11 protein-coding genes are annotated in these 12,074 nt (G+C 49.4%); 9 read left to right on the top strand and 2 right to left on the bottom strand.

The features are described 5' to 3' along the window. Positions 1-82: 82 nt before the first annotated feature. The 5 genes from B2X65_RS12850 to B2X65_RS12830 all read left to right on the top strand — a co-directional run bounded on the left by B2X65_RS12850 (position 83) and on the right by B2X65_RS12830 (position 3,736). Positions 83-883 (top strand): M48 family metallopeptidase, encoded by an 801-nt coding sequence (locus B2X65_RS12850; protein ID WP_290613101.1) that lies wholly within the window; start codon positions 83-85, stop codon positions 881-883. Positions 884-1,057: 174 nt separating this feature from the next. Further along, positions 1,058-1,648: a hypothetical protein gene (locus B2X65_RS12845; protein ID WP_290613099.1), complete on the top strand. Its 591-nt coding sequence runs from the start codon at positions 1,058-1,060 to the stop codon at positions 1,646-1,648. After that, positions 1,648-1,827: a hypothetical protein gene (locus B2X65_RS12840; protein WP_290613097.1), complete on the top strand. Its 180-nt coding sequence runs from the start codon at positions 1,648-1,650 to the stop codon at positions 1,825-1,827. The genes B2X65_RS12845 and B2X65_RS12840 overlap by 1 nt, the downstream gene beginning before the upstream one ends. A 2-nt stretch (positions 1,828-1,829) precedes the next feature. Further along, positions 1,830-2,687: an HprK-related kinase A gene (locus tag B2X65_RS12835; protein ID WP_290613095.1), complete on the top strand. Its 858-nt coding sequence runs from the start codon at positions 1,830-1,832 to the stop codon at positions 2,685-2,687. After that, entirely contained in the window at positions 2,681-3,736 is a 1,056-nt protein-coding gene (locus tag B2X65_RS12830) for a nucleotidyltransferase family protein (RefSeq protein WP_290613090.1), read from the top strand. The genes B2X65_RS12835 and B2X65_RS12830 overlap by 7 nt, the downstream gene beginning before the upstream one ends. On the opposite strand, the gene B2X65_RS12825 is transcribed toward B2X65_RS12830, so the two are convergent. Next, complete coding sequence (locus B2X65_RS12825; protein ID WP_290613088.1) at positions 3,733-5,070, bottom strand: Na+/H+ antiporter NhaC family protein; 1,338 nt, start codon at positions 5,068-5,070, stop codon at positions 3,733-3,735. The two genes, B2X65_RS12830 and B2X65_RS12825, sit on opposite strands and share 4 nt — an antisense overlap. 165 nt (positions 5,071-5,235) lie before the next feature. On the opposite strand from B2X65_RS12825, the gene B2X65_RS12820 reads away from it, so the two are divergent. Together B2X65_RS12820 and B2X65_RS12815 are read left to right on the top strand one after the other, a co-directional pair. Beyond that, positions 5,236-7,107, top strand: coding sequence for an MFS transporter (locus tag B2X65_RS12820; protein WP_290613086.1), 1,872 nt, complete (start codon positions 5,236-5,238; stop codon positions 7,105-7,107). A 76-nt stretch (positions 7,108-7,183) separates the two neighbouring features. Beyond that, entirely contained in the window at positions 7,184-8,905 is a 1,722-nt protein-coding gene (locus tag B2X65_RS12815) for a tetratricopeptide repeat protein (RefSeq protein WP_290613084.1), read from the top strand. Between the two features lie 4 nt (positions 8,906-8,909). Here the strand turns inward: B2X65_RS12815 and B2X65_RS12810 are convergent, their stop codons facing one another. Further along, the gene (locus B2X65_RS12810; protein ID WP_290613082.1) at positions 8,910-9,500 is read right to left on the bottom strand and encodes an SCO family protein; all 591 of its coding nucleotides are present in this window, start codon (positions 9,498-9,500) and stop codon (positions 8,910-8,912) included. A 194-nt stretch (positions 9,501-9,694) separates the two neighbouring features. Between B2X65_RS12810 and B2X65_RS12805 the strand changes: the two genes are divergently transcribed. Both B2X65_RS12805 and dapB read left to right on the top strand, forming a co-directional pair. Next, positions 9,695-10,849, top strand: coding sequence for an iron-containing alcohol dehydrogenase (locus B2X65_RS12805; protein WP_290613080.1), 1,155 nt, complete (start codon positions 9,695-9,697; stop codon positions 10,847-10,849). A gap of 228 nt (positions 10,850-11,077) precedes the next feature. Beyond that, positions 11,078-11,887, top strand: coding sequence for a 4-hydroxy-tetrahydrodipicolinate reductase (gene dapB, locus B2X65_RS12800; RefSeq protein WP_290613078.1), 810 nt, complete (start codon positions 11,078-11,080; stop codon positions 11,885-11,887). The last annotated feature ends 187 nt before the right edge of the window (positions 11,888-12,074 follow it).

Genomic DNA, 12,074 nt, shown 5'->3' with positions numbered 1-12,074 from the left:
TACGGGTGGTTTTTTTTTCAACTGCCGATACAATTAACAACATGGGTACACTTGGTGGTCATGCATTAATAAGGATTTTGATATGTTGAAGAAGTTTTCACTCGCTGCGCTAGCTGCTCTGGTTGTGATGTCATGCGCACAATCACCGACGGGTCGTAATCAGATTATGCTGTTTGATAGCAAGCAGTTGAGTACGATGGGGGCGCAAACTTTTGAAACAATGAAGGCAGAAACGCCGATAAGCAAGGATGCCAGAACCAATGAATATGTGCAGTGTATTGCCAGTGCATTATTACGGGTAACACCGGAAGAATATCTGACTAACCCTTGGGAAGTGGTGGTATTTGACAGTGAACAGGTAAATGCTTTTGCGCTTCCGGGTGGCAAAATTGGCGTCTATACCGGCTTGTTAAAAGTTGCCGAAAATCAGGAGCAACTGGCAGCAGTTGTTGGCCATGAAATAGCCCACGTCATCGCCAGTCACAGCAATGAGCGTTTGTCCACCAATCAATTTATGCAGTCAGCCCTGGCACTTGGTGATGCCGGTACTAAAGCATACGGGGTGCAATATCAGCAGGAAATTATGGCTGCGCTTGGCTTAGGAGCGCAATTAGGCGTAATTTTACCCTTTAGCCGTACCCATGAAACGGAAGCCGATGTCATTGGTCTGGATTTAATGGCCAAAGCAGGATTTGAACCACGTCAGGCGGTAAATTTGTGGCAGAATATGGCGGCAGCCAGCAACAATAACACGCCGCAGTTTTTATCCAGCCATCCTATTCCGGAAAACAGGATAGCCGAATTGCGCTCAAGAATGCCTGAAGCGATGACCACATTTAATGAACGGAAGAAGACGGGGCGTTTACCAAGCTGCAAGCGCTAAGCGTTTGTTAAACCAGTAGTTGGCGTCAGCATACTTTACAAATTCGCAAGTTTAGATGGCGGTTCTTAAAGTAAATTGCTTATGATCAACGAATTACAGCTCTGGTTTAAATTTTGCATTAACCAAGGCAATGTTCAGCGTAATGCTGAAAACGGAACAAGGGTGATAAAGTCTATGGACAATAAGGATATCAAAGCAACGAGTGGCCGCCGTAAGTTTTTAGTGCGGGCGGGCATGGGATCGTTGCCAGTGCTAATGGCGCTGAAAAGCAAAGGCGCCTGGGGTTATAGCACCCAAAACTGTAACCTGAGCGCCAGCATGTCAAAAATGCAATCAGTGCAGGCTGACCAATTTGAAACGTGCCGAGCTGGTTTTTTATCGCATGGTGGTGGCAAGCAGTACTTTGCTCTTGGCAATGGTAACGAGCGAAAAGGTTATTTTAATTCAAAGTCTGCCAAATATCACAAGAATGGTGTTGAGACTTATACCTATGCTGGCATAGTGATTAATGAAAATACCCGGTTTGATGAGATTTTCACTGGTGGTTATGGCGGTACTCTTGCAGAGGCCGTTAATCAGGGCGGAGATCACAATTTAACCCGCAATATTGCCAGCTCATTTCTGCATTCAATGTTTTACTATGGCCAGGGTTTATACCCGGAGCCTGCTGCTTTTGTTGACGCGTACAATACGGCAATGTTGAGCGGCCAAACTGATCAATTAGCTAAAGTGTTGCGCTATTATATAGATGGCACTGGCGACTAATGTCCTCATTACTTACCTCTGATTATGCCGGCTGGTTGGCCAAGGCCAGACAACCGGCATATCTGCAACAACAGCGTAGTAATTATGTTTTTTTGACTGATAATACCGCTGTATCTTTCGATAATATCAGTTATGCTACCACCAGGATTTCAACGGAAGAACAGCATAAGCCGGAGTGACGTTGGCTTTTTTTTCACTGCATACCCCACCGTTTTCGGTGCGTATCGATACTGACAGCCCGACATTATTTAATGATTTGTCGGTATTGTACCCACCGGAAATACTGCTGCAGTCCCCTTGTATCAAGCACATTTATGATTTTCATATCGATTATAAAAGACGTTTCGCTGGTAAAAGCCGACCATATCATTTTCGTACCGGTAGCGAGCACTTTCGGATGGCTGATGCCAATCAGCTGATCCCAACCTTTGAGTGGGGCTTAAACTGGTGTGTGTCAGCTTATCAGCAGCAATACCTAGCCATTCATGCTGCCGTGCTGGAAAAAAATGGCCGGGCGTTGATTATGCCGGCGCCTCCGGGTAGTGGGAAAAGTACACTGTGTGCATTACTCATGCTTCGGGGCTGGAGGTTGCTGTCTGATGAAATGTGCCTGATCGATCCAGCCAGCGGCCAGTTGCAGCCCTACGTGCGGCCAGTTAGTTTAAAAAATGCTTCTATTGACGTGATTGAGCAATATCATCCAGAGATAAAGGTGTTCCACCGCACACCCGATACCGAGAAGGGCACGGTAGCCTATTTACGGCCTTCAGATAGCAGTTGGCAAGGGGCCAATGTATGTGCAAAACCTGCCTGGATTGTTTTCCCTGCTTACCAGGCGGCGGCTGAGTCAGTTGCGGTATTTACCATGCCTAAAGCAGATACCTTGCTTTATTTGGCACAAAACAGCTTTAACTACGCAGTATTTGCTGCGCAAGGGTTTAGCTTATTAAGTCAGCTGGTAGAAAATACTGAAAGTTACCGTTTGGAATATAGCGATACTGAGCAAATGCTGGAATGTGTGGAGCAGATACTGTGCTAGTCCCATTAGCCATTAGATGCTTTCGAGACCCTCAGACCTTTGCGGCAAATGCCACTGCGACATGCTGGACAGATCTACTACAACAGGCGCGTAGTCTGGGTTTGACGGCGCAGTTGCATGCATTATTTGCACGGCATCAGTTGTTACAATCGTTACCCGAAACCGTACAAAAACACTTCGCCTGGGGCTGGCGCTATTATCAGAAACAGCGGGGCAGTTTATTTTACGAGTTGATGCAGCTTGAACCTTTTCTGGGGCAGGCCGACTATCCTTGCCTTCTGTTAAAAGGTGCGGCTTATCAGGCGCTCGGACTGACTGTCAGCGAAGGCCGGTTGTATTCTGACATAGATTTGCTGGTAAGACGGCCACAGTTAACTGACTGCAAAGATAAGTTATTTTTTGCGGGCTTTTTCGAACCTGCTATCTCGGCGTACGATAAACACTTTTATCTTGAGCTTTCGCACGAAAACCCGCCGCTTTATCATGTAAAGCGGGGTACTGCGCTGGATCTGCATTTTGCATTATTTCCGTTGGCGGGTCGCAAGAAACTGAACACAGAGTTAGTGTTTGCCAGTGCCAGTAAAATTGCCGGTTCGTGTTTGCAGGTTCCCAACCTGAGTTATTTATATATTCACGCAGCAATTCATTTTTTCTGGCAGGAAGAGCAGCACAAATTAGTAAAAGATCTGATCGATTTGGATTTGCTTTATGGCCAGCTGGCAGAGCAGAATTTATTACTACAGCTGCTAAATGACGCTCAGCAGTTTGGTGCACTTGAGCCGACCGTAAATACGCTGCTATTAGTGCAGAGTTTATTCAAGCGCGCGTTACCAGCAGAGGTTACTGCAAAACTGGTTAACAGCCCTTACCGACGTGATGTGGCGCGGGCTTTAGTCTTATGGCAATTAGGCAGTGGTGTGCGTGCTCGCCTGGCGGGTTCACTGTGGTATTTGCGGGGGTATCACCATAAAATGCACTGGCGCGCACTATTACGCCACGTCTGGGTTAAAGGTAAATTGGCCTGGCAGCAGCGTCACCAGCCCGGTTAACCAGAGCTCACTTCGCCTGCAACTTGATCCGTTTTACGAATTAATATGATGCTAGTGGCTACCAGCAGTAAAATTAAACAATAATAACTGTGCGTTACCACCTGCCAGGGAGAAATACCAAAGCTGGCGCCTAGCAATAATGCCTGTGCACCATAAGGCACTAAGCCCTGACTGATACAGGCAAAAATATCCAGCAAACTGGCACTGCGCCGGGGGGTAATATGATGCTGCTGGGCCAGGTTTTTGGCCACATCACCGGTTAACACAATAGCGACCGTATTGTTGGCAATACACAGGTTGCTGCTAAAGGCCAATGCGGCTATGGCCAGCTGCTGCGCTTTGCTTCCTGCCAGTTTTAGCTTGCCGGTAATATGTTGAATTTTCGCTGAAATCCAGCTAAGCCCGCCTTGTTGTTTTATAAATTCACTTAACCCACTGACCAGCATCGCCAGCAGAAAAATCTCCTGCACGCTTGCAAAGCCCGTGGCAATATCCTTTCCCAGGCCGGCAAGCTGGTAGTCAGCAAATATACTGCCCTGAACTGCGGCCAGAATAATGCCAAGCACTAATACAACAAATACGTTTAAACCCAGCACGGCCAGCACCAGGATGGCAGCGTAGGGCAGCACCCCGGTCCAGCTGAAATCTGCTGCGCTGATTGGCGCGGTAGTTCGGGTGAGTAGTGTATAAAGCAGTAAGGTCAACACGGCGGCCGGTAAGGCGATTTTGATGTTTTCTTTAAACTTATCCGCCATTCTGGCGCCCTGTGTGCGAGTAGAGGCGATGGTAGTATCAGAGATAATCGATAAGTTATCGCCAAACATCGCACCACTAAGTAGCACGCCTGCAACGAGTGCATTGTCCAGGTTGGCCTGAGTTGCCAGACCTGCCGCTATGGGCGCTAACGCGCCGATGGTACCCATGGAAGTACCCATTGCGGTTGATATCAGCGCCGCGATAATAAATAAGCCAGGCAACAGCCACGCTGCCGGCACAACACTTAGCCCGGCATTAACGGCAGCATCAACGCCACCGGTTGCTGTTGCCACACTGGCAAAGGCACCTGCCAGCAGGTAAATCAGACACATGGTGATAATATTCTGATTACCAGCGCCTTTTATCAGCACGTCAATCGATTGTTGCAGTGGCGCCCGGTGCAGCCAGACAGCCAGCATAATTGCCGGGATGATCGCAACATGGCCAGGTAGCTGGTAAAACGCATAGTCGATTTGCTGTGCCTGAAAATACAAACCACTGCCTAAAAACAGCAATACAAACAGTACCAACGGGATAAGCGAGCGTTTGGCACCAGGCGGGCTTAGCGGATTAACCATGATTTACCTCTTCAAAAACGGCTGCGAACTATATAGATGGCCAGACGTCTTGTCAATATTTGCAGGAACTGCTGGTATCAGGTGACTAACTTAGGGTATTTTGATGAAAAAACCTACCGTTTTCAGTGCTGCGAAAGCCTGGCCACCAACACATAGGGTATTGTAATGTCAGAGCGTAAAATTATTAACAGCCGCCGGTTTCTGCCCTTTTTTCTGACCCAGGCACTGGGAGCCTTTAACGATAACGTCTTTAAGAACTCATTGATGTTATTACTGGCGTTTACCGCAGCCAGCGCACTGCCGTGGAGTACCGATGTCACCATGAACCTGGCAGCGGGTTTATTTATTCTGCCTTTCTTATTATTTTCAGCAACCGCGGGCACCCTGGCTGACAGTATGTGTAAAACCAGACTGGTTAGGCTGCTGAAACTGACTGAAATCGTGTTAATGGTACTGGCAGCCGTCGCATTTTACCTGCAGCAGTACTTATTATTGCTGGGCTTGCTGTTCTTAATGGGGACGCAATCTGCCTTTTTCGGGCCAGCTAAATACGCCATATTGCCGCAGTTACTAAATGATAAAGAGCTGTTAGCCGGTAACGCCTGGGTAGAAATGGGAACTTTTATTGCCATTTTACTGGGGACTATTGTCGGTGGGTTACTGGTTGGTGTGCCTTACGCGGCGCTATGGATTGGTGGTTTGCTGATCTTATTTGCAGTGCTTGGATATATTGCCAGCAGAGCGGTACCGGAGGTTGGTCAGGTTGATAACGCGGAACGCTTTCAGTTCGCGCCACTTAAGCAAACCTTAAAGACCATTAAAATAAGCTATGCCAACCGCACGCTGTATTTGTCAATCATGGCCATCAGCTGGTTCTGGTTTTTAGGTGCCAGTTACTTAACGCAATTTCCTAACTTTACTAAAACCGTGCTGGGTGGCGACAATACGGTAGTAACCGCTTTACTGGTGGCGTTTTCTGTCGGTGTGGGCATAGGGTCAATGCTCTGTGAACGGCTATCGGACAACCGGGTTGAACTGGGTATGGTGCCGCTTGGCTCTATTGGTTTAACGGTATTTGGTTGCAGTTTATATTTTAGCGCGCCGCAGCTGATATCAGCAGAGTTACTTGGCCTTGGGGCGTTTTTAAACAGCGGCTATGGCTGGTGGGTATTGATAAACTTAACCATGATTGGGGTATCGGGCGGCCTGTTTATCGTGCCGTTGTATGCCTTGCTGCAAAAAAGAGCGGAGCCAGCGCAGCGTGCCAGAATGATCGCCGCCAATAATATTTTCAATGCGCTGTTTATGGTAGTAAGTGCCATAGCCGGTATTGTCTTCCTGGCAGTACTTGGCTTGACCATACCAGAATACTTTTTAATTCTGGCCATTATGAATGCCGTAGTGGCATGCTACGTGTATAGCCAGGTACCGGAATTTGCGCTGCGGTTTGTTATTTATTTACTAAGTCATACTCTGTACCGGGTTAAAAGCCAGGGTCTTGATCATATTCCTGAAGAAGGTGCGGCGGTGTTGGTGGCCAATCATGTCAGCTATGTTGATGCCATGCTGATTGCCGGCGCGGTGCGCCGCCCGGTAAGGTTTGTAATGGAAAAAGCCATTTATGACTTGCCAGTGGCGAATTGGTTATTCCGTGCAGCCCGTACTATTCCAATCTGCAGTAAACAGAAAGATGAACAGGTATACGAGGCCGCCTTCGCGGCTATTCGCCATGAACTGGCAGAAGGTAATCTGGTTTGTATTTTCCCGGAAGGCCGCCTGACCAAAACCGGCGAAATAGATAACTTCCGGCCAGGTATCGAGCGGATAATTGCCGAAAGCCCGGTGCCAGTAGTGCCAATGGCACTGCAGGGACTGTGGGGCTCGTTTTTTAGTCATCATGGTAAGGGCGCTTTTAAACTAAAAGGCCGGTTATGGTCTAAGATTAGTTTGCACGCCAGCAAGGCAGTACCGGCAGCTGCAGCAAATGCTGCAGAGTTGGAGCGACAGGTGCGGTTATTGCGTGGAGATAGCAAGTAGTGAGATTGTTCTAAGGCAAAAATCACATCAGGACGTGTATCACACAAATTCATACATGGATTGATGGAGATACACCATGAAAAAGCTATTCACGCTGACTATTGTGGTAGGCATTGCCGCAGCAGTGAGTTATGCAATTTACATTGAAAAAACAGATGTTAATTCGCTACTTGCCGGCCCGGTAGCGTCTGCTGAAGCTAAGAGTTACCTGCCAGAGATTTCACCGGTTGGGGCTACCTTACTTGACGGATTAGGCAGTTACAGTGTACCGGTTACAACAAGCAACCCTAAGGCCCAACGTTGGTTTGATCAGGCATTGATGCTGACTTATGGTTTTAATCATCAAGCGGCTGAGCGATCTTTCCTGAAAGCCATTGAACTGGATCCAGAGTGTGCGATGTGCTGGTGGGGTGCGGCTTTAGTCCTGGGCCCTCATGTTAATGCCGGTATGGACCCCGCGAATAATCTGGCTGCATGGCAACGTTTGCAAGCCGCGCTTAATTTAGCCCCAGATACTAAGCCTTGGGAGCAAGCATTTATCTCCGCCCTGGCCGCCCGTTATGCCGAAAACCCCGCTGCTGATCGCTCAGCGCTGGATAAAGCCTACGCGGTATCGATGTCTGAGTTGGTAAAAAAACTGCCGGATAACCTGGACGCGGCGACGCTTTATGCAGAATCGATGATGGACCTGCAGCCCTGGTCCTACTGGGACAGCGAAGGTAAGCCCGTTGGCGAAACGGCAAAAATACTTGAAGTATTAGAGAGTATTATCGCCAGAAATGCTGATCATGCCGGGGCGCTGCATTTATATATACATGCGGTTGAAGCGTCAAATGAGCCCGAGCGGGGAGCCATTGCTGCAGATCGATTGCGCACGTTAATTCCCGGTTCCGGACACCTGGTGCATATGCCCGCTCATATCTATGCGCGTGTTGGCAGATGGCATGACGCCGTTGTAGCAAACCAGCGGGCAATTGAAGCTGACAATAACTATCTGGCGGCATGCCGGCCAGGCCCTGGCGTGTATCCTTTGGGCTATGTACCGCACAATCATCATTTTCTCTGGTTTGCTGCGACCATGACCGGCAATAGTGAAGTTGCGCTGGCGGCAGCTAACTCTACTGCAGAGCGAACGAGTGATCCCCAGTTAATGCGGATGGCAGGGATGGAAGCCATGCAGAACTTTGCCGTTACGCCCTTATTTGCGAAGGTACGTTTTGGTCAGTGGCAGGACATTAAAACCGTACCTGCACCCGCCGCGGATTTACCCTATATGAACGCGATCTGGCATTATGCTCAGGGCATGGCGGCATTAAGAACCGATGACGTGGTTGCAGCAAAAAAGCATCTAAGTGCGTTGCAAACGTTAAGCAAAGATCCGGCTATCGCAGCAATGAAAGTCTGGAACAGGTACCCGCTTAGCCATGGCGTAACGGTTGCAGAAAACATGTTGGCAGCGGAGCTGGCCTGGGCTGAAAATAAGCCGGAAAGTGCTTTTAGTTCACTGCAGCAGGCGCTGCAGATAGAAGATGCACTACCCTACGATGAACCACCCGCCTGGCATGCGCCGGTGCGACAAACACTGGGTGCCATGCTATTACAGGCAGGGCTGGCGGCTGAAGCCGAGCAGGTTTATCGCAGTGAATTAAAGCGTAACCCTGAAAATGGCTGGTCGCTATTTGGCCTGGAGCAGGCATTACGGGCACAGGGTAACACCGTCGACGCTGACGATGTGGCGATGCGGTTTAAACAAGCCTGGTCGCATGCTGACATCACCCTGACCTCATCCCGGCTTTAACAGGTTAATTAGTAGCTGGCAGCAACGAGAAGTCTGCTGCCAGCTGTGCGGTGTCTAACGGGGCTTTCCAGTACCCCGCCATCTTGCCCTGAGGATTAAGCAGTACGATGGCAGTAGAGTGTTCAATGCTATAGTTTTCCCCAGGAAGTGACGGAATACGAACTTGCGCCAACCCCATACTGTCCAGTAACTTACTGAGGTTTTCAGGTTTACCCGTCAGACCAATCCATTGGGGCTGAAATAAACCCAGATACTGCTTCAGGCTGGCCGGGGTATCGCGCTCGGGATCAACCGTAATAAAAACAATTTTATGCTGCCTGCTGCCTGTCATTTGTTGTTCGGCAGCCAGCAGCTGCCCGAGTGTTAAAGGGCAGATATCCGGGCAATACGTAAATCCGGAAAACAATATGGTCCAGCTACCTTCTAAATCGGTGTTACTAAACGCATTACCGTGCTGATCCTGCAGTTGAAAATGGGCTAGCGGTCGGGGCTCGGTTAACACCGTCGCATATTGCAACGACAGTTGATGGTCTGGTTTCGAACAGGCGTACAGTAAAAGCAGGCAGAGCAGGGCACTGTAGTGTTTTGTCAGCATCTTAACCTTTCACACTTGATGATGTACTTATCTGTAGCAGTATTGTTGGCGTCAAGCGTTATAGCAAGGTTGTCGTGTTCGCCTTGCCCCTGAGCCCATCTGTCGCAATTGCCGTCAGGCTACTTGAAATTGCTCTGGGTTGGCCACAATTCGCTTTATTATAACTGGCCAGCGCCAGAACTTTGGAGTGATACATGCTTAATTTTTCCTATCAAAACCCCACCCGAATTATCTTTGGTAAAGATCAGCTGAAGCAGCTTGCTAAGCTTATTCCTGCAGGCAGCAAAGTATTGTTGTTGTACGGTGGCGGCTCTGTTAAACATAACGGCGTTTATGACCAGGTTGTAGCAGCGCTTGATGGCTTTGACTGGCAGGAATTCAGTGGCATTGAGCCCAACCCCAGTTTTGAAACCCTGATGAAAGCTTCAGACTTAGTACGTGAGCAGAAAATTGATTTTCTGCTGCCGGTAGGTGGTGGTAGCGTTATCGACGGCGCAAAGTTTGTCGCCGCTGCTGCGGTATACCCGGGCGATGCCTGGGATATATTGGCCAACGGCGGTAAGGTAGAGGGAGCCGTAGCACTTGGCTGTGTACTGACGTTGCCAGCTACCGGCACCGAAAGCAACGGCAACTCGGTGGTTACCCGCTACGAAACCCAGCAAAAACTGGCGTTTTCCAGCCCGTTGGTTTATCCGCAATTTGCGGTGCTTGACCCAAGCTTTACCTTTTCATTGCCACCCCGGCAAGTCGCCAACGGCGTTGTCGATGCTTTCGTGCATGTCATAGAGCAGTATTTAACCTATCCGGTAAATGCCCCGGTGCAGGATCGCTTTGCCGAAGGCTTGCTGCAAACGCTTATTGAACAAGGCCCCAAGGCGCTCAGTCAGCCAGATGATTACGATGTGCGGGCTAATATCATGTGGGCGGCCAGCATGGCGCTGAACGGTTTAATAGGTCAGGGCGTGCCGCAAGACTGGGCAACGCATATGATAGGCCACGAAATTACCGCGAGCTATGGTTTAGACCACGCCCAGACTCTGGCTATTGTGTTACCCGCCCTGATGCAGCAGCAGCGCAGCCAGAAACGTCAGAAACTGCTGCAATTTGGGCGGCGGGTATGGCAGTTAAATCATCAGGATGAAGAGCGCTTAATTGACGATACCATTACGCACACCCGCGCTTTCTTTGAACACATGGGCGTGCCAACTCGCCTGGCCGACTATGGCATTGCCGCCGATGCGGTAGATAAGCTGGTGGTTAAACTGGAAGCCAATGGCATGCTGAAGCTGGGCGAGCATGGAGATATCTCTCTGGATGTGTCTCGGCAGATATTGCAAAAGGCTGTATAACAATCTTGGATAAGAGAGGGTGCTAATGCCTGACGGGGCGACACAGAGTGTCTGAGGGAACGCGCAAGCGGTAGCGAGTTGCTGTGGCGAGCCCGGCAGGTGTTCGGACCCGAACCAACTAGGTAGTATTTAATATTTATAAATAGCCATCTCAATGGCTATTTTCCTTTCTAGTGTTCGTTACTTTTGTTTTAATAGCGGCCATTATTATTTATTCAGAGTCAGATTATGCCTGCTATCGGAATTTTCGGTGCTAACGGCCGCATGGGGCGTGCACTTACCACTGTTGCCAATGAGCAGCAGCTACATTTAACTGCAGCCACGGTTCGTGCCGGTTCGGCGTTAGTTGGCGTTGATGCCGGCGAGCTGGCCGGATGTGGCAAGCTGGGGCTGGCGCTTAGCGAGACTAGCGAGACCAGTATTAACCAGGCAGATATCTGGGTCGATTTCACCATGCCAGAAGCCATGCTCGCGCATCTTAAGCTGGCAGTTGCAGCCCAAAAGGCCCTGGTGATTGGGGTAACCGGTCTGAGCGATGAGCAATATGCCGCGATGCAGCAAGCCAGTGCCCATATTCCGATAGTCTGGGCACCCAATATGAGTGTCGGCGTTAACCTGTTGCTGCATTTGGTGCAAACGGCAGCCCGGGTTATGGGGCAAACTGCCGATATTGAGATTATAGAAGCGCACCACCGTTATAAAAAAGACGCCCCTTCAGGCACCGCCATGGCCATTGGCGCCAGCATTGCCAAAACACTTGGCCGTGATTTAAGTGAGGTGGCAGTATATGGCCGCGAGGGCATAACGGGTGAACGGGCGCAGCACACTATTGGTTTTGCCACGGTGCGGGGCGGCGATATTATTGGCGATCATACGGCGCTATTCGCAGATTTAGGCGAAAGACTGGAAATAAGCCACAAAGCATCTAGCCGTAACACCTTTGCTCAAGGCGCGCTGCGTGCTGCTCTGTGGTTGCAAAATAAACAGCCAGGACTTTATTCTATGCAGCAGGTGCTGGGATTGGCTGACTTAACATAAGCTTTTGAGCAACTGAACATAAAAACGCGTTAAAGTAGGTATTTTTGTGAAAATGCAAAATAGCCATAGCCAAAAGCACGCATATCGCCTAAAATAAGCAGGTTTGCCCGGTCACTCGCCCGGTCGAATACGAGGTTTAGAATTTTGGGTCAAAACGGGTTGTAAAACACAGTTAGTTTTCGCCCGT

This window comes from Arsukibacterium sp. UBA3155 (assembly GCA_002364615.1).
In the GTDB taxonomy this organism is placed as follows: Bacteria; Pseudomonadota; Gammaproteobacteria; order Enterobacterales; family Alteromonadaceae; genus Alishewanella.
Note: the sequence above shows the minus strand (reverse complement) of the source record. Positions and strands in the feature narration are given on the sequence as shown.

Bases quoted from the DNA above. Each gene is read 5' to 3' on its own strand.
- dapB (WP_290613078.1), top strand. From the start codon at position 11,078: ATGCCTGCTATCGGAATTTTCGGTGCTAACGGCCGCATGGGGCGTGCA.
- B2X65_RS12805 (WP_290613080.1), top strand. From the start codon at position 9,695: ATGCTTAATTTTTCCTATCAAAACCCCACCCGAATTATCTTTGGTAAA.
- B2X65_RS12850 (WP_290613101.1), top strand. From the start codon at position 83: ATGTTGAAGAAGTTTTCACTCGCTGCGCTAGCTGCTCTGGTTGTGATG.
- B2X65_RS12820 (WP_290613086.1), top strand. From the start codon at position 5,236: ATGTCAGAGCGTAAAATTATTAACAGCCGCCGGTTTCTGCCCTTTTTT.
- B2X65_RS12825 (WP_290613088.1), bottom strand. From the start codon at position 5,070: ATGGTTAATCCGCTAAGCCCGCCTGGTGCCAAACGCTCGCTTATCCCG.
- B2X65_RS12840 (WP_290613097.1), top strand. From the start codon at position 1,648: ATGTCCTCATTACTTACCTCTGATTATGCCGGCTGGTTGGCCAAGGCC.
- B2X65_RS12810 (WP_290613082.1), bottom strand. From the start codon at position 9,500: ATGCTGACAAAACACTACAGTGCCCTGCTCTGCCTGCTTTTACTGTAC.
- B2X65_RS12815 (WP_290613084.1), top strand. From the start codon at position 7,184: ATGAAAAAGCTATTCACGCTGACTATTGTGGTAGGCATTGCCGCAGCA.
- B2X65_RS12845 (WP_290613099.1), top strand. From the start codon at position 1,058: ATGGACAATAAGGATATCAAAGCAACGAGTGGCCGCCGTAAGTTTTTA.